We start from the raw sequence: 20,786 nt of genomic DNA, 5'->3' as shown, positions 1-20,786 counted from the left end.
TCTCCAGGCGACGGAGTTTCGGGAGTGTTCTCCAGAGATGTCACGCAGACGCTGTCGCAGGATTAACCGGGGGTTGATCGGAATTTATGGCAGCTTCCTGATCTTCGCAGGTAGCTGGCTCTTTTGGATGATCGCCATTCTGCGTGGCCGCCCGCGCGTCACGCTGGATACCGAAGGGGTGGAGGTCGCTCATATCCTCAAGACCTATCGCATCTCCTGGCAGGATATCCGCACCATAATGCGGGTAGAGGGCAAAACCGGCAGGCATCAGTATTTCATCCTGCAGAAGAACGGTTCGGAGATCCGACTGCCCTCCTGGAAGCATGAAGGCGAAGAAATTTATCAGATTGTCCGGGTGGCCTGGCGCAAAGCCGCGCCTTTTGAAGAACTTTCAGCCAAAGAAGCGGAAGGTGCCAATGGATGATCTTCGGCTAGAGTTTACGGCTAACCGGCTCAAGCGGACATTTTATGGATTCTGTTGGATATTGTTCTGGCTCTACCTGCTGAGCGAGATGATCGCGACGGATTTTTTCAGCTGTGACCCGGCTGTGATCGGGAATACGAAGCCCCGCTACTGCACTGGGCTTAGCCGGATGGAAACCAATACCTACATCGGCTTTTTTTGCGCCACCATTTTGGTCTTTATGGCCATTTTAGGTCAATTCCGGGATCTGCCGCGTCTGCTGATCGAGCCAGCTGGCGTGACGATCTTCCACGCTTTCGCAACCCGACGCATCGCCTGGAGCGAAATTGCGGCAATCGAGCGGATGGGGCCGAACCCGATGCAGCTTTTGGGCATAGAGACCTACATGTTGATCCTGAAAAATGGTAAGCGGCATTTTGTGCCGACGGGATTGAAGGCAAAAACTCAAGATGTTGTCGGGGCGCTGAGCAGAGGCTGGAATAGTGCACGCCCTCCGGAGGCTTCACCAGCCGAGCGGCCTTGAAAAACTCAAACTCCGACCTTAAGCCTTTTGTCTCGGAAGTTCAGTTCAAGCAGAAGGCAGCCAATGCGCTCGCTCCCCCTTTTCATCGCCACCCTCACCACCTCGATTGCTCTAAGCACGCTGCCCGCGTCGGGCCAGCAGCGGCAGTTGCCGTCGAGCCAGGCGGAGGTACAACTGTCCTTCGCGCCGGTCGTGAAGCAGACCACCCCGGCGGTGGTGAATATCTATACCCGCAAGGTGGTGCAGCAGCGCCAGCAGGTGGCCTCCCCCCTGCTGAACGATCCGTTCTTCCGGCAGTTCTTCGGCGATCAGCTGCGGTTGCAGCAGCAGAAGCCGAGGGTGCAGAACTCGCTGGGCTCTGGTGTCATCGTTGAGAGCGATGGGCTGATCGTCACCAATTATCACGTCATCCGCGAGGCCGATCAGATCACGGTCGCCCTGTCGGACCGCCGGGAGTTCGAAGCCAAGGTAGTGCGCACGGACGAGCGGGTCGATCTGGCGGTGCTGAAGATCGAGGCCAAGGGCCTGCCGACCTTAAGCCTGCGCGATAGCGACACGATCGAGGTGGGCGATCTGGTGCTGGCCATCGGCAACCCGTTCGGTGTCGGGCAGACGGTGACCACCGGGATCGTGTCGGGCCTTGCACGCACGAATGCGGGCATCACCGACTATAATTTCTTCATCCAGACCGACGCTGCCATCAATCCCGGCAATTCGGGCGGCGCGCTGGTGACCATGGATGGCCGCCTGATCGGCATCAATACCGCGATCTATTCCCGTTCCGGCGGCTCCATCGGCATCGGTTTCGCCATCCCGGCCAATATGGTGCGCACCATGATCGCGGGCGGGGCTGATGCCAATGCTAAGGTCGTGCGCGCTTGGTTCGGCGCCTCGGGGCAGCCGGTGACCCAGGATCTGGCCTCCAGCCTCAATCTCGCGCGCCCTTACGGTGTGCTGATCAATGGCACTTTCCCCGGCAGCCCGGCCGAGCGTGCGGGTCTGATGCCAGGTGACGTGGTCACTGCTATCGACGGGCGCGAGGTGGATGATCCGGAATCGTTGCGCTTCCGTATCGCAACTCTGCCCATCGGCTCTTCGGCGGAATTGAGCTATTTCCGCAAGGGGCAAGCGATGAAGACGCAGGCGACTTTGATCGCGCCGCCGGAAAATCCGCCGCGTGATGAAACCCAGATGAAGGGCAATCAGCCGCTGGCCGGGGCGACCATCGTCAACCTGTCCCCGGCGATGGTCGAAGAACTTGGCATTCCGGGGCCGAGCCAGGGCGTGATGATCACCGATATCGCGCAAGGCAGCCCTGCGGGTCGTGTCGGATTCCGTCCCGGCGACCTGATGGTGCAGGTCAATGCAACTCAGATCGATACCGTAACGAGCTTGCGGACGGCCATGGAAAAGCCCAGTCAGAGCGGCTGGAAGATCACGTTTAAACGCGGCGAGGAAACCCTGACCGCCAGCTTCAAGCGCTGATGAGTCTGTTTGAGGATCAGGCGCCCCGCCCGCTCGCCGACCGGCTGCGCCCGCAGTCGGTGGAGGAGATCGTCGGCCAGGACCATCTGTTGGCGCCGGAAAAGCCCATCGGACGGATGCTGGCCAGCGGGCATCTGACCTCGATGATCCTCTGGGGGCCGCCGGGCTGCGGCAAGACCACGCTTGCCCGGCTGCTCGCCGCCCGCACCGGACTGGAGTTCGAGCCGCTGTCGGCGGTGCTGTCCGGTGTCGCCGATCTGCGCAAAGTGTTCGAGAGCGCGCGGGCGCGCCGGGCGTCGGGGCGCGGCACGCTGCTGTTCATCGATGAAATCCATCGCTTCAACCGCGCCCAGCAGGACGGTTTCCTGCCGGTGGTGGAGGATGGGACGGTGACGCTGATCGGCGCCACCACGGAAAATCCATCTTTCGCGCTGAATGCCGCCGTGCTCTCCCGCGCCCAGGTCTTTGTGTTGAAACGCCTGGACGAGGCGGCCTTGCAGGAGATCCTGGGCCGGGCGGAGGAGACCATGGGTCGCCCGCTGCCACTGAGTGACGAGGCGCGCAGCCTGCTGACCACCATGGCGGATGGCGACGGGCGCTATATCCTCAATCTTGCCGAAGCCCTGTATGCCCTGCCGCCTTCCACACGCCTGGATGAAGCTGGGCTGATGGAAGCGGTGCAGAAGCGTGCGCCGCTCTATGACAAGGACCGGGAGGAGCATTACAACCTCATCTCCGCCCTGCATAAGTCACTGCGCGGGTCGGATGCCGATGCGGCGCTCTACTGGTTCCAGCGGATGCTGGTGGGCGGGGAGGATCCCAACTATCTCGCCCGCCGTCTGGTGCGGTTTGCCTCCGAAGATGTGGGGCTGGCCGATCCGCAGGCGATGATGCATGCGCTGACCTCCTGGCAGACCTATGAGCGCTTAGGCAGCCCGGAAGGGGAGTTGGCGCTGGCGAACTGCGTGCTCTACCTCGCCACCGCGCCGAAATCGAACGCCGTCTATACCGCCTTCAAGGAAGCGGGCCGCGCGGCGCGCAAGACCGGATCGCTGATGCCGCCCGCCCATATCCTGAATGCCCCGACCAAGCTGATGAAGGATCTCGGCTACGGCTCGGGCTATCAGTACGACCATGACGCGGAAGATGGCTTTTCCGGCCAGAACTATTTCCCCGATGGGCTGGAGCGCATCGAATTCTATGAGCCTGTCGAGCGCGGGTTCGAGCGTGAACTGAAAAAGCGCCAGGACTATTTCAACAAGCTCAGGGCGAAGCGAAAGAATTGAGTCCCGTCGTCGCCAGCCGCACGCGGTAAACGCTGGTTGAGGCGGTGATGAACAGCCAGTTCCGCTTCACGCTCCCGAAGCAGACGTTCGAGACCCGCTCGGGCGTGAAGATCTTGCCGATCAGCGTGCCGTCCGGGTGCAGGCAATGGACGCCATCATTGGCCGATGTCCAGATGCGGCCCTGATCATCCAGGCGGAAGCCGTCGAAGAAGCCCGTCTCGCATTCGGCAAAGACTTTGCCGCCCGACAGCTTCCCGTCCTCGCTGACGTCGAACGTCCGGATGTGATGTTCGCCGCTGGGATAGCGGGTGCCGCCGCTGTCGGCGATATAGAGCAGCTTCTCATCGGGCGAGAAGGCTAGCCCATTGGGGCAGGTGAAGTCATCGGCCACGCGGGTGATCGCGCCGCTGGCAGGGTCGATGCGATAGACATGCTCCCCATCCTGTTCCGGGTCGGCCTTGAAGCCTTCATAGTCGCTTTCGATGCCATAGGCCGGATCGGTGAACCAGATGGAGCCATCCGATTTCACGACCACATCGTTCGGGCTGTTGAAGCGCTTGCCTTGATACTGGCTGGCGAGGGTGGTGACGCTGCCATCATGTTCGATGCGGGTGACGGTACGGGTACCATGTTCACAGGCGATGATGCGGCCCTGCCGGTCGAGCGTCGAGCCGTTGGTGTAGCAGCCGAGGTGGGAGCGGAAGTCGCCGACAGCCCCGGTCAGCTCGTCCCAGCGCAGGCGGCGGTCGTTGGGGATATCGCTCCAGATCAGGCTGCGGAAAGCCGCCGAATAGACCGGCCCCTCGGTCCAGATGCCGCCGGTCCAGATCTGCTCCAGCGGTTCGGCCAGTTTGACGCTGCGGCGAAAGCGGTTGTCGCGGATCTCGTAGGTGTCGGTTTTCATGGCAGCTTCTTTGCGGCTGGTGAGGGGGAAGTCAGTCGAGGACGCGCAGCTCTTCATAGGAAACCATGACATGATCGGCAAAAGCCGGGCGGCGGGTCAGGGCTTCATAATAGCGTTGCAAGGCGGGGCGCGAGGGTCGCGCGATAGCGATATCGAAATAACGATAGAGGATATGGCCGAACTGGATATCGGCCAGCGAGAAATCCGCCCCGGCCAGGAAAGGTACGTCCGTCAGCCGCACCTCCGCGATATCGAGGATCCTGTCGAGCTTTGCCACGGCCTGGGCGATGGCGACCGGATCCTGTTTGGAGGGCGCGGTTCTGACGACGCGCCAGAAGACCGGCTCGGTAAAGCTGGCGCAGACATTGATCTTGGCCCATTCCGCCCACTTGTCGATCTGCGCCCGTCTGGCCGGATCGGCGGGCCAGAAGCTTTCAGGCGCATAGCGGGTCGCAAGATAGCGCAGGATGGCTCCTGTCTCCCACAGCGGCTCGTCCTCACCATCCCGGAGGACCGGAATGGTCCCGTTCGGGTTCATGCCCAGGAACTTCGGCGTATTGTTCCCGCCATAGCGGTGACCGATGTCGAGGCGCTTATAGGGCAACCCAAGCTCGCCGACGGCCCACATCAAGGCCTGAACGTTGGAGGAGGATTTACGGCCCCAGATCGTCAACATGCGCGCAGCTCTCCCATGAAGGTCGCGACCATGATTGGCGGAAGCGAGCAGATGACGAAATAGGAAACTGTCATCCCGGCCTGCGAGCCGGGATCCGGCCGGACCTAGGTTGCCGACCTCTAGCGCTTGCTGCTCGCTACGGCCGGATCCCGCATCAAGTGCGGGATGACAGCTTTGGTTTGATCGGCCTAGGATGCGCCGGAATTTACCGAAGGTATGCGGCATGGAATGGCTGGCAGTGGCGATAGGCGGGGCGGTCGGATCGGTTGCCCGATATGAATTCGCCAAGCAGGTGACGATGCGACTGGGCACCGGTTTCCCCTGGGGAATCCTGGCGATCAACGTCATCGGCAGCTTCGTCATGGGGGTGATGGTCGCCTTCTTCGCATTGGTGCCATTACCCCAGACTCTGCGAGTAGGCTTGACGACCGGTATCCTGGGGGGCTTTACCACCTTCTCCACATTCAGTCTGGATGTCGCGACGCTGATGGAGCGCGGCCAGACTCTGCTTGCGGCGGTCTATGTTGTTGCGTCTGTGGGGCTGGGAGTCGGCGGGTTGTTCGCCGGTAAGGCGATGTTGAGGATCTTTGGATGAGCGTCGAACTGGTCACGGTGGCGGAAGAAGACGGCGAGGCGCGCCTCGACCGTTGGTTCAAGCGCCATTATCCCGGCCTTGCGTTCGGCAAGCTGGCCAAACTGTGCCGCACCGGGCAGGTGCGCATCGACGGCAAGCGCTGCGATCCGTCCGACCGGATCGAACCGGGCGTGGTTATCCGCGTACCGCCACTGGGCGATATCGACAGCCCGCCGCCGCCGCGCGAGGTGTCGGACCGGGATGCGGCCGACCTGAAAGCCCGCGTCCTGTTCAAGGACAAGGACGTCCTGATCATCAACAAGCCTGCCGGTCTTGCGGTACAGGGCGGCAGCGGCACGACCCATCATCTCGACGGCATGCTGTCGGCCTTGCAGTACGACAGTATCGACAAGCCGCGCCTCGTCCATCGTCTGGACCGTGATACCTCGGGCGTGCTGGTGCTGGCGCGCACGGCTGCTGCTGCCAATGCCCTGGCCGCAGCCTTTAAAAGCCGCGAGACGGAAAAGGTCTATTGGGCCATCTGCGCGGGCATTCCGCCGCTGGATGAGGGCACCATCGATCTGAAGCTAGCCAAGAAGGGCGGGCCGCAGGGCGAACGGGTGGCGGTTTCGGGCGAGGAGGGCCTGCGCGCCATCACCCACTATCGTACCATCGACAGCGCCCCACCCAAGGCCTGCTGGATCCGGCTGGAGCCGGAAACCGGCCGCACCCATCAGTTGCGTGTCCATTGTCAGGCGATGGGAACGCCGATCCTGGGCGACGTGAAATATGGCGCGTCCGCTGCCATCCTGCAGGGCGTCGACCATCCCCGTCAGCTGCATCTGCACGCCCGCTCGCTGCGTCTGCCCCATCCCAAGGGCGGCTATATCGACGTGACGGCCCCGCCGCCGCCGCACATGCTGACCACCTTCCGCTACTTTGGATTCTCCCCCGGCGATGACCGTTGAACTAGTCGTCTTTGACGTCGACGGCACGCTCGTCGACAGTCAGCATATGATCGTTTCCTGCATGACCTCGGCCTTTACGGCCGGTGGCCATGCCTGCCCGACCGACGACGCCATCCGCCGGATCGTCGGCCTGCCGCTGGAGATCGGGATTGCGCAGCTGGCGACCCATCTGTCGCCCATCGCGGTCGATGCCCTGGCCGAGGCCTATAAGGGCAACTTCTTCAAGATGCGGCATCAACCCGGCTTCAACTACGCCCTGTTTCCCGGTACGACAGAGATGCTGGCGGAACTGGCGAAGTCCGAAGCCTTGCTGGGTATCGCCACCGGCAAGACCCGGCGCGGGCTGGATGCGCTGATGGATGGTTTTGGCTGGCATGGGATGTTCGTGACGACCCAGACCGGCGATATCCCCCCGGGCAAGCCTGCGCCGGATATGCTGCTGCGGGCGATTGCCGAAGCGGGTGCCGAAGCCGCCAACACCCTTATGATCGGCGACACGACCTTCGATATCGAAATGGCCATCGCCGCCAAGGCCCGTCCCATCGGCGTTCCCTGGGGAAATCACCCAGCCGAGGAACTGTTGGCAGCAGGGGCGGAGCTGGTGTTGAACGACTGGCGTGACCTCCACGCCCTGCTGGGGACAACCGTCACAGGTTGAGAAATTGCACGTATGCGCTTAATCTATCGGGAGTGTCAGAAGACGCGTTGACCCGACAGAAGGAGGGCATTCATGGCAGGCATATCTGCGACCGCTGCGAGCGGTTCGACCAGTTCAAGCGCTGTTCCATCTCAGGATGGTGAGGCTTCCAAAGCTAAACCGGCAGGCTCGGGCGGCTTCAACCGCCGCGATATCGTGTCGCTGTCGCCCCAGGGGCAGGCCAGCGGTGTCATGTCCGAACTGGCAGGCAACGGACTTGCGGCTATCGACAGCCAGATCGCCGAGGCGGGGCAGAAGCTGCAACGCCTGAAACAGGCCATCGAGGTGGCGATTGCCAGCGGCGATGCTGAAACCCTGGAAGCCCTGGCGAGCAAGGTCAATCAGGTGGCGGCGCAGCTGGGCGGCCTGCTGGGCAAGATTACCGACCGGGGCCGCCGGATCCAGGTCCAGGACCTGCTGGATTTCGCCGAAGGTCTGAAGAATTCCGCCGAGGCAGCGGCCCGAGGCTTCAAGGCGCCGCAAGCGCCGGGTGGAGACAAATAAGCGACAGGGGAACGGGCGGCTTGCCGTGACGTTGGCATGACAGTCACAGTACGACGTGTCGCCTCCCCCTAGGCTCCTCGCCAGAAAGGTTGAGTGCCATGCTGACAGTTTCCACGGCTGCTTCCAGTTCGCTCCCCGCCCCGCTCCTGACGGCAAACGCTGTCCAGATGCCGCGCATGGCCCCGCGTGACAGCATCGCTCTCTCCGATGAAGCGCAGTCCGACCGTCCCGGCATCGCGGCGGTCGATTCGCGGATCGAACAGGCGGAAGCGGATCTGAATAACCTGCAGCTGTCGGTCCGCACGGCGATCAGCGTGGGCGATAGCGAGACGCTCAATCTTTTGTCCCTGAAGGCCGGGCAGGCCATGGCCATGCTCGCAAGCCTGGGCGAAAAATTCCTGGATGAAGAGCGCTACGACCGGATCGGCGGTCTGCTCGCCTTCGGTCGCCAGCTCAAGACCATGATCGATTATGCCGACGATCCGCTGGGGCGCCTGGACACCAAGTGATGGCTGCCAATTGACGCCCGACGGTTGACGGACGGTGCGGGAGAGGTTACCTCCCCGCCATGGCTTCTCCTCCTCTCGTCACGCTTCGCGGCGCTTCCGTCACTTTTGGTGCGCGCCCTGTTTTCTCCGACCTCGATATCTCGCTGGGCGAGGGGGATCGCGCCTGTCTGGTCGGTCGCAACGGCGGTGGCAAATCGACCCTGCTGAAAACCCTGGCCGGTCTGGTCGATCTCGATGGCGGCAGCCGTTTCGTGCAGCCGGGCACCCGGATCGCCTATCTGCCGCAGGATCCTGATTTCGGCACGGCCCGCAGCGTCGGCGACTATGTATCGGCCGCCCTGCCTGCCGATGCCGGTCCCGCCGGTCCCTCCCAGGTCGCAGCCCAACTGGCGATGGTGGGTCTGACGCCGGAGCGCAGCGTCGAAGGGCTTTCAGGCGGTGAAGCGCGCCGGGCCGATATCGCCCGCGCGCTGGTGTCCGAAGCGGACGTGCTGCTGCTGGACGAGCCGACCAACCATCTCGACATGCCGACCATCGAATGGCTGGAGAGCGAACTGTCGGGCTTCAAGGGCGCGCTGCTGCTGATCAGCCATGACCGCGCCTTCCTGCGCGGTGTCTCCCGGCAGATCTTCTGGCTGGATCGCGGGCAGGTCCGCCGTCTTGAAAAGGGCTATGAGGCTTTCGAGGATTGGCGCGACGAAGTCCTGGAGGACGAAGCCAAGGAGATCCACAAGCAGGAGAAAAAGCTCCAGGTCGAAATGAAGTGGATGCGCGAGGGCATTTCGGCCCGGCGCAAACGCAACATGGGCCGGGTGCGCGCGCTCCAGGATCTGCGCCAGAACATCAACGATCGGGTTTCGGTTCAGGGGTCGGCCAAGATCGATCTGGCGACCGAACAGAGCGGCGGCACGCTGGCCATCGAGGCTGAGCATATTTCCTATGCCATCGGCGACCGCCCGCTGGTGAAGGATTTCTCTATCCGTATCCAGCGTGGCGCCCGCATCGGCCTCGTCGGCCCGAACGGTGTCGGCAAGACGACGCTGCTGCGCCTGTTGACCGGACATCTGGAGCCGGACAGCGGCAAGGTGCGTCAAGGCTCCGGGCTTGAAGCGCTCTATTTCGACCAGAAGCGCGATCAACTCGACCCCGACGCCACGCCCTGGCAGGTACTATGCGAAGCCGGTGGCGACAGCGTCACCGTCAATGGCACCAAGAAACATGTCGTCGGCTATCTCAATGAATTCCTGTTCGCCAACGAGCAGGCGACGATGCCGGTGAAGGCGCTGTCGGGCGGCGAGAAGAACCGTCTGCTGCTGGCCAAGCTTTTCACCAAGCCGTCGAACCTCGTGATCCTCGACGAACCGACCAACGATCTCGATATGGAGACGCTGGATCTGCTGCAGGAAGTGCTGGCTGATTACGGTGGCACCGTGCTGGTGGTCAGCCATGACCGCGACTTCCTGGATCGCACGGTATCCTCGACCCTGGCGACGGACGGCGACGGCAAGTGGCAGCTCTATGCGGGCGGCTATTCCGATCTGGCGGACCAGCGGGGCGAGGTCGCGAAGGCTGAAAAAGCCAAGGTGAAAGCGGCGCCGAAGGAAGAGCGTCCCAGCGGCCCGCGCGCCAAACTCTCCTATAAGGATCAGCGCGAGCGCGACCTGCTGCCTGCGGCTATGGCCAAGCTGGAGACGGAAGTCGCCAAGCTGCAGGAAAAGCTGGCCGATCCTGCGTTCTACGGCAAAGACCCCGACGGCTTTGCCAAAAGCTCGGCCCGCCTCGAAGCGGCCCAAAGCGAATTGGCAACCTCCGAGGAACGTTGGTTGGAGCTTGAAATGCTGGCCGAAGAACTGGCGGGCAATAAATGAGCCTTGCCGTTCTGTCCCATCGCGCGCATCTCTAGCCCATGAACCTGCTTTTCTTCGGCGATATCGTCGGTCGCGCCGGGCGCGACGCTCTTCTTGCCAAACTGCCGGGCCTGATGGCCGAGACCTCGGCCGATTTCGTCTGCGTGAATGCAGAGAATGCGGCGGGCGGCTTCGGCCTGACCAAAGACATCGCCGAAAGCCTGTTTTCGGCCGGGGTCGACTGCCTGACGCTGGGCAATCATTCCTGGGACCAGAAGACGCTGCTGCAGGAAATCGACCGCGAGCCGCGCATCGTGCGCCCGGTCAATTATCCCCCCGGCACTCCGGGTAAGGGCGCGGCCGTGCTCACGGCGCGCAATGGCGGCAAGGTGCTGGTCATCAATGTTATGGGGCGGCTCTATATGGATCCGCTCGACGATCCGTTCCGCGGTATCGAAAGCGAGCTTGGTAAACATCGCCTGGGCCAGACGGTGCAGGCCGCGATCCTCGATATCCATGCCGAAGCAACGTCCGAGAAGATGGCGATGGGCCATTTCTTCGATGGCCGCATCTCGCTGGCCGTTGGGACCCATACCCATGTGCCGTCCGCCGATACCCAGATCCTGAGCGGCGGCACCGGCTATCAGTCGGATGCGGGCATGTGCGGCGACTACGACAGCATCATCGGGATGAAGAAGGAAGCCGCGATCCTGCGCATGGTCCGCAAGATCCCCGGCGAGCGCCTGTCTCCTGCCGAAGGCGAAGGGACGATCTGCGGCGTGCATGTGACGACCGACGATAAGACCGGGCTTGCCACCGCTATTCGCCCCATCCGGCGCGGTCCGCGCTTGATCGAAGCATAAAGACCGCTATACACGCTACATCTTGAGGGATTCACGAACCGTTCGACCCGTGGTAGGGTCGCGGCGCGAATCGTATTACGTCTAGGACAGAGATGAATGGCCGGTCATTCCCAATTTAAGAACATCATGCACCGCAAGGGCGCCCAAGATGCCAAGCGGAACAAGATTTTCACCAAGCTCATCCGCGAACTCACGATTTCTGCCCGCACGGGCGCGCCAGACCCGGCGATGAACCCGCGCCTGCGCGCCGCCATCATCGCGGCCCGCCAGTCGAACATGCCCAAGGACACCATCGATCGCGCGATCAAGCGCGGTGCTGGTGGCGAAGACGGCGCGAACTACGATGAAGTCCGTTACGAAGGCTATGCCCCCGGCGGCGTGGCGCTGATCGTCGAGGCTTCGACCGATAACCGCAACCGCACGGCGGGCGATGTGCGCTCGGCCTTCACCAAGGCGGGTGGTGCTCTCGGTGAAACCAACTCGGTCAGCTTCATGTTCGATCGCATCGGCCTGATTGCCTATGATGTGTCGGCCGGTGGCGCCGATGCGATGTTCGAAGCAGCCCTGGAAGCGGGCGCCGATAACGTCGAAAGCGACGAGACCAGCCACGAAATCACCTGCGCGCCCGACGATCTGTCGACCGTGCGCGATGCCCTGGAAGCCAAGTTCGGCACCCCCGGCACGGCCAAACTGTCCTGGCGCGCCCAGACCTTGATCGGTGTCGAAGGCGATGCGGCCGAAAAGCTGTTCAAGCTGGTCGAAGCCCTGGAAGATCTCGACGACGTCAACAGCGTCATCGGTAACTTCGAGGTGTCCGAGGAAACGCTCGCCAAGTTGGCGGGCTAAGGGCGAGGGGCCCCGCCAGTGCGACTTCTGGGGCTAGATCCCGGCTTGCAGCGCACCGGCTGGGGCGTCATCGACGTCGATGGCGGCAAGCTGACCGGGATCGCCTGCGGGGTTCTGCGATCCGATCCCGAACGGCCGCTCGCCGACCGTCTGGCCCAGCTTTATGAAGGGCTGCTGGCGGTGATCGAGGAATGGCGCCCGGCGCGGGCGGCGGTGGAAGAGACCTTTGTGAACGTCAATCCGGCATCGACCTTGAAACTGGGGCAGGCCCGCGCCGTGTCCCTGCTGGTTCCGGCGCGGGCAGGACTCTATGTCGCTGAATATGCTGCCAAAGCCGTGAAAAAGGCGGTCGTCGGCGGCGGGGCTGCCGACAAGAACCAGATCAAGTTCGTGGTCGAAAAGCTGTTGCCGGGCATGGAGATCAAGGGCGCCGATGCCGCCGACGCGCTCGCCATTGCTATCTGCGATGCCCACCACCTGCAAAGCCTGCGGGCGACCATGGCCCTGACCTTGAAAACGCCCGCCGTTAAACCGGCGGTGGCTCTGAAAGCCCGGCCGACGATGGCCAAGCCGCTGGCTGCGGTCCGCATGGATGATCTTGCCCGCTCGCTGCGCGCCGATATGACCGGCGACGACGAGGAGGATGCGCTATGAGCGACGAACTCCGCGCGATGTATAACCGGGAGGTGGTGGAAGGGCTGGCGGCGATGGTCGCGGCGGTCCACCCGGCTTTCCCGTCCGCGCGTTTTGTCGAAGAGGTCGTGGCCGATCTGCCGCCGCTTAAATTGATGGAGCGCGCGCAGCGGATGGCGGAGGGCTTCCAGGCCCATCTGCCGCAGGATTATCCGACCGCCCTGGCGATTCTGGTCAAAAGCCTGCCCGCCGAAGCGATGCAGGAAGGCAGCTTCCGCTATCTGCCCTATCTGAATTTTGTCAGCCGTTACGGCTTGGATCATCCCGAACAATCGCTGGAGGCGATTGCGGTGATGACCAGATATTTCACGGCTGAATTTGATGTCCGTCCCTTCATCGTCAAGCACCCGGATCTGACCTGGGCCTGCATTCATCGCTGGTCAAAAGATGCGGACTGGCGGGTGCGGCGCCTGTCCACCGAAGGCATCCGTCCGCGTCTGCCCTGGGGCACGCGGCTGCAGGATCTGGTGAAGAATCCTGCGCCGGTGCGGCCGATCATCGATCTGCTGCATAGTGATCCGCACGACAGTGTCCGCCGCTCCTGTGCCAATAGCCTCAATGATATCGCCAAGGATCACCCGGATCTGGCGGTGGAGATTGCGGGCGGCTGGACGACCAAATGGGAAGTGCGCCACGCCCTGCGGACCCTGGTGAAGAAGGGGCATCCCGGCGCTCTGGCTCTGCTGGGCTTTGGCGGTGGCGATGCGCTCGATCTGAGTGGCCTGACGCTGGCGCCGCCGACCGTCGTCTTCGGTACCGGCCTGGAGTTCAGCTTTACATTGGCGAGCCGCGAAGCGGCGGCGGTCGACCTCAGCATCGACTATGCGATCCATCACCGGAAAGCCAACGGTCAACTGGCGCCCAAGGTCTTCAAGCTGACGAGCAAACGCCTCGAACCGGGGCAGAGCATCACCGTGAGCAAGCGCCACGCGATCCGTCCGATCACCACACGTGTCTATTACCCCGGCCTCCATAAGCTGGAGATCCTGGTGAACGGTCGCAGCCTGGGCAGTCATGAGTTCATTTTGGAGATGGCGGGATGATCGCCTGGCTTTCCGGCATAGTCCGTGATCTTAGCGCTGCCAATGCCGTGATCGACGTCAATGGCGTCGGGTATCTTGTCGGCTGTTCCGGCCGCACCCTGGGCCGTCTGCGCCTGGGCGGTTCGGCGGAGATCCATGTGGAGACTCATGTCTCCGAAGATGCGATCCGCCTCTATGGCTTCCTGGAAACCGAGGAGCGCGACTGGTTCCGCCTGCTCCAGACGGTGCAGGGGGTCGGTGCCCGGGTGGCGCTGTCGGTCCTGACCGCGCTGACGCCTGCGCAGCTCGCGGCGGCCATTGCCTCTGGCGACAAGGCGATGCTGGGCCGGGCCGATGGCGTGGGACCGAAGCTGGCCCAGCGTCTGGCGGCTGAACTCAAAGACAAGGCTGGCGGTCTGGCACTAGGGGCTGCCTTGAAGGCACAGCAGCCAGTTACCGGCGGCAAGGACACCAAGCCGGTCGCAGCGGACAATAAGCTGCTGACCGATGCCACCTCGGCCCTGGTCAATCTGGGCTATGGCCGGGCCGATGCCTATACGGCGGTGGCCAAGGCCGCGTCCGGTGGCATCGATAATCTCGACAAGCTGATTCCGGCCGCGCTTAAGGAACTGATGTCTTGAGCGAAGAACGCGCCAACCGACTGCTGGACCCTTCCATCGCTGAAGGCGGCGAAGCCGCCCTGCGTCCGGCCCGGTTGGAGGATTTCACCGGCCAGAAGCAGGTGCGCGAGAATCTGCGCGTCTTCGTCGAGGCGGCGAAGTCGCGCGAAGAAGCGCTCGATCACGTGCTGCTCTCCGGCCCGCCGGGCCTGGGCAAGACCACGCTGGCGCAGATCGTGTCGCGTGAACTGGGCGTCGGTTTCCGGGCGACGTCCGGCCCGATCATCGCCAAGGCGGGCGATCTGGCCGCGATCCTGACCAATCTTCAGCCGCGCGATGTGCTGTTCATCGACGAAATCCATCGCTTGTCGGCCTCGGTCGAAGAAATCCTCTATCCGGCGATGGAGGATTTCCAGCTCGACCTCATGATCGGCGAGGGGCCTGCCGCGCGCTCGATCCGCATCGATCTGCCGCCCTTCACCCTGGTGGGGGCGACGACGCGGGCGGGGCTGCTGACCACGCCGCTGCGCGACCGTTTCGGTATTCCGCTGCGCCTGACCTTCTATACGCCCGAAGAACTGACCGGCATCGTTGCCCGCGCAGCCCGCCTGCTGGAATTCGATATGACCCGCGACGGCGCCCATGAGGTGGCCCGCCGGTCGCGCGGGACGCCGCGTATCGCAGGGCGTCTGTTGCGCCGGGTGCGCGATTTTGCAGCCGTTGCCGGGGTCACGCCGGTCGATGCCCGCGCCGCCGATGCCGCGCTGAACCGTCTGGAAGTCGATCAACTGGGGCTCGATGCCCAGGATCGCCGCTATCTTAAGGTGATGGCCGATGTCTATCAAGGCGGCCCGGTCGGTGTCGAAACCATGGCGGCGGTGCTATCCGAACAGCGCGACACGCTGGAGGAAGTGGTGGAGCCCTATCTAATGCAGCTTGGCATGCTGATGCGCACCCCGCGCGGCCGCATGCTGGCGCCGGGCGGCTGGAAGCATCTCGGGATGGAGCCGCCCCGTACCTATACCGCGCAATATGATCTGTTGGGGAATGAGGCCAGCGATGACGAATAAACCCGAAATGGGCACCCTGATCGAGGGCGAGCATCGCTATCCCCTGCGCGTCTATTACACCGACACCGATGCCGGGGGCGTCGTCTATCACGCGACGTATCTGGCCTTTGCCGAGAAGGCGCGCGCGGAGATGCTGCGCTGCGCTGGCGTGCACGAAACCCGCAACCTGATGGATGGCGGCACGGCTTTTGTTGTGCGTCACGCTGCGATTGATTATCAAGCACCGGCAAGACTCGATGACAGTCTGGTCGTCGTCTCTCGCATCACGCAACTTGGCGGGGCCAGTCTGACGATTGAGCAGAAGGTCCAGCGGGACGACCGTGATTTAGTCACAATTATCGTGCGACTTGTCTGCATCGATTCACGCTTCCAGGCGGTTCGAGTGCCCCAGGCGCTGCGCGATGCGTTCACGCCCTTTATTGCGGCAGCGGTTTGATGGGCGGCTCGATGCCGTCTTGGAAGGAAGGACAGAGGTAAATGCAAGGTACCGTTGATCCGTCGGCACTGGCAGGCGCTGCCCCCGTGCACGATCTGTCGATGATCGGTCTGTTCCTCCAGGCAGATCTCGTTGTTAAGCTGGTGATGTTGTCCCTGGTCTTCGCGTCGGTCTGGAGCTGGGCGATCATCATCGACAAGCTGCTGAAGATCCGTCGCCTGACTGAACAGGCTGAACAGTTCGAAGAGGCCTTCTGGTCCGGCGGCAATATCGAAGAACTCTATGACCGGATCGGCGACCGCGCCATCGACCCCATGAGCGCGGTTTTCGCCGCTGCCATGCGGGAATGGCGCCGCTCGGCCAAGCGCGGCCTTTCCAGCCATACCGGCAACCTGCAGCAGCGCATCGAGCGCGTGATGTCGGTGACCGTGGGCCGCGAGATGGACAGCCTGGAGAAATGGACGCCGTTCCTGGCCTCGGTCGGTTCGACCGCGCCCTTCATCGGTCTGTTCGGCACTGTCTGGGGTATCATGAACTCCTTCTCGGCCATCGCGGCGTCGAAGAACACCAGCCTTGCCGTCGTGGCGCCCGGTATCGCCGAAGCGCTGTTCGCGACCGCCATCGGTCTGGTCGCGGCGATCCCGGCGGTGCTTGCCTACAACAAGATCTCCAACGATCTCGCGCGTTATGCCAACCGGCTGGAGAATTTCTCGGCCGAGTTTGGCTCGATCCTGTCGCGTCAGATCGATATCGCCCGGACGGCGGCCGAATAGATGGGCGCGTCGCTCAATACCGGTGGCGGCGCCCGTCGCGGCGGGCGTCGTGCCGCGCGGCCGATGGCCGACATCAACGTGACCCCGATGGTCGACGTCATGCTGGTGCTGCTGATCATCTTCATGGTCGCAGCCCCGCTGATGACCGTCGGCGTGCCGGTGGATCTGCCCAAGACGTCCGCTGCCGCGCTGAATGAACGGGTCGAACCGCTGACCATCTCGGTCAATGCCGAAGGCAAGATCTATGTGCAGGAGATGGAGGTTCAGGCCAACGAGCTTGGCCCCCGTCTGCAGGCGATCACGGCCAATAAACCGGATACGACCATCTATGTGCGCGGCGACAAGGGCATCAACTATGGCCGCGTGATGGAAATCATGGGGCTGGTCGCCCAGGCTGGGTTTGCCAAGGTGTCGCTGATTGCGGAAACCGCCGGCGCACCAACCACGCCCAAGACCCGATAAGAGGTCTGGCGGATGTTTTCTGATCGGAAGGGTGGGGCTCAGGTAAAATGAAGCAGTCGACTGTCCTGTCGACCACGCTGCATGGGCTGCTGATGGTGGTGGTGATCTGGGGCCTGCCGTTCGTGAAACGGCCGGAACTGGACGTGCCGCCATCTATCCAGGTGGATGTCATCACCGTGTCGGACATGCCGAACGCGGCACCGAACAATCAGAACCAGTCCAAGACGCCGCCGACCCCGACGCCGACTCCTCCCAAGGACGAGCCGCCGCCCAAGCCGGAGCTGCTCGCCCCGACGCCGCCCGAAGCGCCGCCTCAACCGCCCAAGCCGCAGGAGCCGCCTCCGCCTCAGCCGCCTGCGCCCAAACCGCCTGAGCCGGTGCCGCAGCCACCTGTGCCCAAGCCGCCGGAACCGAAACCGCCTGAGCCAAAGCCGGTAGAGCCGCCGAAGCCGGATCCTGTGCCGACGCCGAAGCCACCTGAGCCCAAGCCGGTAGAGAAGCCGCCTGAAAAGCCGCCCGAGAAAAAGCCGGACCCGAAGCCGCCTGAGCCCAAGCCGACTCCCAAACCGCCGGAGCCGAAGAAGGACGACTTCTTCGACATGATGAATAATGCGGTGAAGGATAATAAGCCCGCGCCCAAGCCGACCCCGACTCCGCCCAAGCCGGTGGCAGGTCCGCCGCAGCAGCAGGTGGCCCAGGGTACGCCGTCGGCGCCGAAGTCGTCGGGCCCGTCGAACCCGGATCGCCCGCTCTCGCGCTCGGAACAGAATGGCGTTCGTGAAGCCATTCAGCCGTGCTGGAGTTTCGATGGTGGTACGGCTGGTTCTGGGAGCATGCAGATCGAGGTCCGTATCTTCCTGGAACGCGACTCGACTATTAAAGGCGCCGAATTGGTCGATCCTTCCATCGTGAATCGTTCGCCCGCCTATCGGGCAGCGGCCATGGCTGCCCTACGCGCGACCAAGAATCCGCGCTGCAACAAGCTGCCTGTCACGCTGGGTGAGTTCAACAGCATGGTGCTGAACTTCGATCCCAAGGATATGGGGATGTGATGGTTCTGCCGTCCTGAATTTTGCCTGAAACAGTCAGCAACTTAAATAAGTCGTGAACTGAACAGCTTATCAAGATGTTGAGCTTTGCCTTTGCCGTCAGGCATGTATAACTCCTTCGTCGTCAACTTCGATCCTAAGGACAACGGCTAATGAAGCGTGTATCGACCGTTACTCTTTGGCGCCAGGCCTGTGCCGGTGCCATCCTTGCGGTTGCGATGGCCGCAGGTTCGGCTTTTCCGGCTGCCGCCGCCGAGCCGCGCGTCGACATCACCTCGCCGAACTTCCAGCCGATGCCCATCGCTGTGACGACGCTGACCGGTGACGAGCGTCTGGCGCGGGAGATCACGGCTATTGTGAGTGCGGATCTCGAGCGCTCGGGCCTCTTCCGTCCCATTGACCCGGCTGCCTGGCCGCAGAAGCCTGCCGATATCGGTACGGCCCCGCGCTATGCCGACTGGCGTCTGGTGAATGCCCAGGCCCTGGTGACCGGCGCTGTGACCGTGCAGCCGGATGGCCGTATCCGCGTTGAATTCCGCCTGTGGGACGTCTATGGCGAAGCCTATATGGAAGGCGCCGCCTGGGTGACCGGGACCGACAATTTCCGCCGCATGGCCCATAAGATCGCCGATGGCGTCTATAAGCGTCTGACCGGCGAAGATGGCTATTTCGATACCGAGATCGTGTTCGTCGCCGAAAAGGGCCCGGCCACCCGCCGCATCAAGCAACTGGCCCTGATGGACCAGGATGGTGCGCGTCTGCGCCTGCTGACCGATGAAAACCGCGTCGTCGCCCTGACCCCGCGTTTCTCGCCGGTTGCCCGCGAAATCACCTATATGGCCTATGTGAACGATAAGCCGCGCGTCTATCTCTATGATATCGAGACCGGCAAGCAGGAAGCCTTGGGTGATTTCCCGGGCATGACCTTCGCACCGCGCTTCTCGCCCGATGGTCAGCGCGTGATCATGTCGTTTGCCCAGGGCGGCAACTCCGACATCTATACGATGGATCTGCGCACCCGCCGCTCGCAGCGCCTGACCGATCATCCGTCGATCGATACCTCGCCCTCCTATTCCCCGGATGGCAACCGCATCGTCTTCAATTCGGATCGTGGCGGCTCCTCGCAGCTCTACATCATGAATGCCGATGGTTCGAACCCGCAGCGTATCTCGCCCTCGGGCTCGGCACGCTATATGACGCCGGTCTGGTCGCCGCGTGGTGACTATATCGCCTTCACCAAGCAGGCCCAGGGCCAGTTCTCGGTCGGCGTCATGCGTCCCGATGGCACCGGCGAGCGTATCCTATCGACCTCCTACCTCGATGAAGGTCCCACCTGGGCGCCGAACGGTCGCGTGCTGATGTTCTTCCGTCAGTCGCCGTCGGATGGCAGCGGTCGGGGCGGTGCTTCGCAGCTCGTCTCCGTCGATATCACCGGCCGCAATCTGCGTACCCAGGTGACCCCGATGGATGCCTCGGATCCGGCCTGGAGCCCGTCGCTGAACTAGGGGTGGGAGGGCAAATGCCCTCTATGTCCTAAGTGCAGACTGCTCAAGCTTGCGCTGCATATCTGAGCTGGAAACCCGCCCCGAGAGGAGCGGGTTTCTGCTTTTTTGGGCGAAAGAGTGATGGTCTGGGCGGGATCGCTGGGTCTCCGGTATCAGCCTGAAGGCGCGGACGGTTGGCTGGAGAACCCAGGCTTTGCCTTACTTTTACTTGCCGCCGGACGCTGCAAGGATTTTGGCACTGCAGTATGAGGCCCCAGAAAGACGGCATTTGAGGTAATGGCGCGCTGAGAGTGGGGCCTGCAACCTGTACGGGCTTGTCACAGTTTTTGCGGTCGCTGACAGGGCTTGGAGCCCCTTGATTCTCTAGGGGAAAATGATATATTCCGCCCCGTTTTGGATCGGAACGTTGCGGCACGGACACACCTGTTCAAGTTTTGCAACAATCCGGAGCAAATCTTGCTTGTTCGCGTCCGCAAACCGCGTAACTTAAACGTCAGCCACAGAGCTGAGGGGTCTTATAACATGCGCATTTCCTTGCTGCCCGTTGCCGCTGCTGCTCTCTTCCTCGCTGCCTGCGCTGAAGAGCCGAAGTCCGCTGCGACCACGCCCACCACCACCAACACGACGGCTGCTCAGCCGGCCGCTGGCATTAAGCCGGGCTCGCTGGAAGACTTCCGTGTCAACGTTGGCGACCGCGTCTTCTTCGGTTACGACAAGATCGACCTGTCGGCCGATGCCCGCCGCACCCTGGAGCGTCAGGCTGCCTGGCTGAAGCAGTACGGTTCGGTCCGTGTTGTTGTCGAAGGCCATGCCGACGAACGCGGCACCCGCGAATACAACTTGGCGCTCGGCGAACGCCGCGCCAACGCCCAGAAGGATTACCTGGTTGCCCTGGGCATCCCGGCAGCCCGTCTGTCGACCGTTTCGTACGGTAAGGAACGTCCGGCCGTTCTCGGTTCGAACGAAGCCGCCTGGTCGCAGAACCGTCGCGGCGTCTCGGTTCCGCAGGTTCAGTAGTCTTAGCGTCCTTCCGCATCCTCGCGCTGCGGA

Annotated in this window: 23 protein-coding genes and 1 pseudogene; 22 read left to right on the top strand and 2 right to left on the bottom strand. The window is 62.8% G+C overall.

Annotated elements, in window-relative coordinates; all coding sequences use genetic code 11:
* Positions 1-73 precede the first annotated feature (73 nt).
* The 4 genes from ACFSM5_RS12185 to ACFSM5_RS12170 all read left to right on the top strand — a co-directional run bounded on the left by ACFSM5_RS12185 (position 74) and on the right by ACFSM5_RS12170 (position 3,718).
* Entirely contained in the window at positions 74-424 is a 351-nt protein-coding gene (locus ACFSM5_RS12185) for a PH domain-containing protein (protein ID WP_379876675.1), read from the top strand.
* The gene (locus tag ACFSM5_RS12180; protein WP_379876674.1) at positions 417-947 is read left to right on the top strand and encodes a hypothetical protein; all 531 of its coding nucleotides are present in this window, start codon (positions 417-419) and stop codon (positions 945-947) included. The genes ACFSM5_RS12185 and ACFSM5_RS12180 overlap by 8 nt, the downstream gene beginning before the upstream one ends.
* A gap of 63 nt (positions 948-1,010) precedes the next feature.
* Entirely contained in the window at positions 1,011-2,432 is a 1,422-nt protein-coding gene (locus tag ACFSM5_RS12175) for a DegQ family serine endoprotease (RefSeq protein ID WP_379876673.1), read from the top strand.
* Positions 2,432-3,718: a replication-associated recombination protein A gene (locus ACFSM5_RS12170; RefSeq protein WP_379876672.1), complete on the top strand. Its 1,287-nt coding sequence runs from the start codon at positions 2,432-2,434 to the stop codon at positions 3,716-3,718. Before ACFSM5_RS12175 ends, ACFSM5_RS12170 begins: the two co-directional genes overlap by 1 nt.
* Here ACFSM5_RS12170 and ACFSM5_RS12165 read toward each other — a convergent pair.
* Positions 3,696-4,622 (bottom strand): SMP-30/gluconolactonase/LRE family protein, encoded by a 927-nt coding sequence (locus ACFSM5_RS12165; RefSeq protein WP_379876671.1) that lies wholly within the window; start codon positions 4,620-4,622, stop codon positions 3,696-3,698. The genes ACFSM5_RS12170 and ACFSM5_RS12165 overlap by 23 nt on opposite strands.
* A gap of 31 nt (positions 4,623-4,653) precedes the next feature.
* Positions 4,654-5,298 (bottom strand): glutathione S-transferase family protein, encoded by a 645-nt coding sequence (locus tag ACFSM5_RS12160; RefSeq protein WP_379876670.1) that lies wholly within the window; start codon positions 5,296-5,298, stop codon positions 4,654-4,656.
* A 223-nt stretch (positions 5,299-5,521) separates the two neighbouring features.
* On the opposite strand from ACFSM5_RS12160, the gene crcB reads away from it, so the two are divergent.
* The 18 genes and pseudogenes from crcB (at position 5,522) to pal (ending at position 20,753) form a co-directional block, all read left to right on the top strand.
* Positions 5,522-5,893 (top strand): fluoride efflux transporter CrcB, encoded by a 372-nt coding sequence (crcB, locus tag ACFSM5_RS12155; RefSeq protein ID WP_379876669.1) that lies wholly within the window; start codon positions 5,522-5,524, stop codon positions 5,891-5,893.
* Entirely contained in the window at positions 5,890-6,840 is a 951-nt protein-coding gene (locus ACFSM5_RS12150; protein WP_379876668.1) for an RluA family pseudouridine synthase, read from the top strand. Before crcB ends, ACFSM5_RS12150 begins: the two co-directional genes overlap by 4 nt.
* A complete protein-coding gene (locus tag ACFSM5_RS12145; RefSeq protein ID WP_379876667.1) occupies positions 6,830-7,498 on the top strand; it encodes an HAD-IA family hydrolase in 669 nt (222 codons plus the stop codon). Before ACFSM5_RS12150 ends, ACFSM5_RS12145 begins: the two co-directional genes overlap by 11 nt.
* Before the next feature lie 72 nt (positions 7,499-7,570).
* A complete protein-coding gene (locus tag ACFSM5_RS12140) occupies positions 7,571-8,041 on the top strand; it encodes a hypothetical protein (RefSeq protein WP_379876666.1) in 471 nt (156 codons plus the stop codon).
* Positions 8,042-8,139: 98 nt separating this feature from the next.
* On the top strand, positions 8,140-8,550 hold the full coding sequence (locus ACFSM5_RS12135; protein WP_379876665.1) for a hypothetical protein: 411 nt from the start codon (positions 8,140-8,142) through the stop codon (positions 8,548-8,550).
* Positions 8,551-8,609: 59 nt separating this feature from the next.
* A complete protein-coding gene (locus ACFSM5_RS12130) occupies positions 8,610-10,418 on the top strand; it encodes an ATP-binding cassette domain-containing protein (protein ID WP_379876664.1) in 1,809 nt (602 codons plus the stop codon).
* A 38-nt stretch (positions 10,419-10,456) separates the two neighbouring features.
* Entirely contained in the window at positions 10,457-11,260 is an 804-nt protein-coding gene (locus ACFSM5_RS12125; protein ID WP_379876662.1) for a TIGR00282 family metallophosphoesterase, read from the top strand.
* Positions 11,261-11,356: 96 nt separating this feature from the next.
* Complete coding sequence (locus tag ACFSM5_RS12120; RefSeq protein ID WP_379876661.1) at positions 11,357-12,106, top strand: YebC/PmpR family DNA-binding transcriptional regulator; 750 nt, start codon at positions 11,357-11,359, stop codon at positions 12,104-12,106.
* 18 nt (positions 12,107-12,124) lie between these two features.
* Positions 12,125-12,583, top strand: a pseudogene (ruvC, locus tag ACFSM5_RS12115) (crossover junction endodeoxyribonuclease RuvC); the annotation flags it as partial.
* A 173-nt stretch (positions 12,584-12,756) separates the two neighbouring features.
* Positions 12,757-13,842, top strand: coding sequence for a DNA alkylation repair protein (locus tag ACFSM5_RS12110; protein WP_379876660.1), 1,086 nt, complete (start codon positions 12,757-12,759; stop codon positions 13,840-13,842).
* Positions 13,839-14,462: a Holliday junction branch migration protein RuvA gene (gene ruvA / locus ACFSM5_RS12105; protein WP_379876659.1), complete on the top strand. Its 624-nt coding sequence runs from the start codon at positions 13,839-13,841 to the stop codon at positions 14,460-14,462. The genes ACFSM5_RS12110 and ruvA overlap by 4 nt, the downstream gene beginning before the upstream one ends.
* Positions 14,459-15,511, top strand: coding sequence for a Holliday junction branch migration DNA helicase RuvB (gene ruvB, locus ACFSM5_RS12100; RefSeq protein ID WP_379876658.1), 1,053 nt, complete (start codon positions 14,459-14,461; stop codon positions 15,509-15,511). Before ruvA ends, ruvB begins: the two co-directional genes overlap by 4 nt.
* On the top strand, positions 15,501-15,947 hold the full coding sequence (gene ybgC, locus ACFSM5_RS12095) for a tol-pal system-associated acyl-CoA thioesterase (RefSeq protein ID WP_379876657.1): 447 nt from the start codon (positions 15,501-15,503) through the stop codon (positions 15,945-15,947). Before ruvB ends, ybgC begins: the two co-directional genes overlap by 11 nt.
* Positions 15,948-15,988: 41 nt before the next feature.
* Positions 15,989-16,720, top strand: coding sequence for a protein TolQ (gene tolQ / locus ACFSM5_RS12090; RefSeq protein WP_379876656.1), 732 nt, complete (start codon positions 15,989-15,991; stop codon positions 16,718-16,720).
* Positions 16,721-17,182, top strand: a complete 462-nt coding sequence (gene tolR / locus ACFSM5_RS12085) for a protein TolR (RefSeq protein ID WP_379876655.1) — start codon at positions 16,721-16,723, stop codon at positions 17,180-17,182.
* Positions 17,183-17,229: 47 nt separating this feature from the next.
* Positions 17,230-18,234 carry a hypothetical protein gene (locus ACFSM5_RS12080; RefSeq protein ID WP_379876654.1) on the top strand — a complete coding sequence of 335 codons (1,005 nt, stop codon included), beginning with the start codon at positions 17,230-17,232 and terminating at the stop codon, positions 18,232-18,234.
* A 149-nt stretch (positions 18,235-18,383) separates the two neighbouring features.
* Entirely contained in the window at positions 18,384-19,736 is a 1,353-nt protein-coding gene (gene tolB, locus ACFSM5_RS12075; protein ID WP_379876653.1) for a Tol-Pal system beta propeller repeat protein TolB, read from the top strand.
* A gap of 522 nt (positions 19,737-20,258) precedes the next feature.
* On the top strand, positions 20,259-20,753 hold the full coding sequence (gene pal, locus ACFSM5_RS12070; RefSeq protein WP_379876652.1) for a peptidoglycan-associated lipoprotein Pal: 495 nt from the start codon (positions 20,259-20,261) through the stop codon (positions 20,751-20,753).
* The last annotated feature ends 33 nt before the right edge of the window (positions 20,754-20,786 follow it).

Source organism: Lacibacterium aquatile (assembly GCF_042683105.1).
Classification (GTDB): domain Bacteria; phylum Pseudomonadota; class Alphaproteobacteria; order Elsterales; family Elsteraceae; genus Lacibacterium; species Lacibacterium aquatile.
This window is presented reverse-complemented; position numbering and strand designations above follow the sequence as displayed.

Coding starts and splice junctions, on each gene's coding strand:
- ACFSM5_RS12180 (WP_379876674.1), top strand. CDS start 417: ATGGATGATCTTCGGCTAGAGTTTACGGCTAACCGGCTCAAGCGGACA.
- ACFSM5_RS12175 (WP_379876673.1), top strand. CDS start 1,011: ATGCGCTCGCTCCCCCTTTTCATCGCCACCCTCACCACCTCGATTGCT.
- ACFSM5_RS12170 (WP_379876672.1), top strand. CDS start 2,432: ATGAGTCTGTTTGAGGATCAGGCGCCCCGCCCGCTCGCCGACCGGCTG.
- ACFSM5_RS12165 (WP_379876671.1), bottom strand. CDS start 4,622: ATGAAAACCGACACCTACGAGATCCGCGACAACCGCTTTCGCCGCAGC.
- ACFSM5_RS12160 (WP_379876670.1), bottom strand. CDS start 5,298: ATGTTGACGATCTGGGGCCGTAAATCCTCCTCCAACGTTCAGGCCTTG.
- crcB (WP_379876669.1), top strand. CDS start 5,522: ATGGAATGGCTGGCAGTGGCGATAGGCGGGGCGGTCGGATCGGTTGCC.
- ACFSM5_RS12150 (WP_379876668.1), top strand. CDS start 5,890: ATGAGCGTCGAACTGGTCACGGTGGCGGAAGAAGACGGCGAGGCGCGC.
- ACFSM5_RS12145 (WP_379876667.1), top strand. CDS start 6,830: ATGACCGTTGAACTAGTCGTCTTTGACGTCGACGGCACGCTCGTCGAC.
- ACFSM5_RS12140 (WP_379876666.1), top strand. CDS start 7,571: ATGGCAGGCATATCTGCGACCGCTGCGAGCGGTTCGACCAGTTCAAGC.
- ACFSM5_RS12135 (WP_379876665.1), top strand. CDS start 8,140: ATGCTGACAGTTTCCACGGCTGCTTCCAGTTCGCTCCCCGCCCCGCTC.
- ACFSM5_RS12130 (WP_379876664.1), top strand. CDS start 8,610: ATGGCTTCTCCTCCTCTCGTCACGCTTCGCGGCGCTTCCGTCACTTTT.
- ACFSM5_RS12125 (WP_379876662.1), top strand. CDS start 10,457: ATGAACCTGCTTTTCTTCGGCGATATCGTCGGTCGCGCCGGGCGCGAC.
- ACFSM5_RS12120 (WP_379876661.1), top strand. CDS start 11,357: ATGGCCGGTCATTCCCAATTTAAGAACATCATGCACCGCAAGGGCGCC.
- ACFSM5_RS12110 (WP_379876660.1), top strand. CDS start 12,757: ATGAGCGACGAACTCCGCGCGATGTATAACCGGGAGGTGGTGGAAGGG.
- ruvA (WP_379876659.1), top strand. CDS start 13,839: ATGATCGCCTGGCTTTCCGGCATAGTCCGTGATCTTAGCGCTGCCAAT.
- ybgC (WP_379876657.1), top strand. CDS start 15,501: ATGACGAATAAACCCGAAATGGGCACCCTGATCGAGGGCGAGCATCGC.
- tolQ (WP_379876656.1), top strand. CDS start 15,989: ATGCAAGGTACCGTTGATCCGTCGGCACTGGCAGGCGCTGCCCCCGTG.
- tolR (WP_379876655.1), top strand. CDS start 16,721: ATGGGCGCGTCGCTCAATACCGGTGGCGGCGCCCGTCGCGGCGGGCGT.
- ACFSM5_RS12080 (WP_379876654.1), top strand. CDS start 17,230: ATGAAGCAGTCGACTGTCCTGTCGACCACGCTGCATGGGCTGCTGATG.
- tolB (WP_379876653.1), top strand. CDS start 18,384: ATGAAGCGTGTATCGACCGTTACTCTTTGGCGCCAGGCCTGTGCCGGT.
- pal (WP_379876652.1), top strand. CDS start 20,259: ATGCGCATTTCCTTGCTGCCCGTTGCCGCTGCTGCTCTCTTCCTCGCT.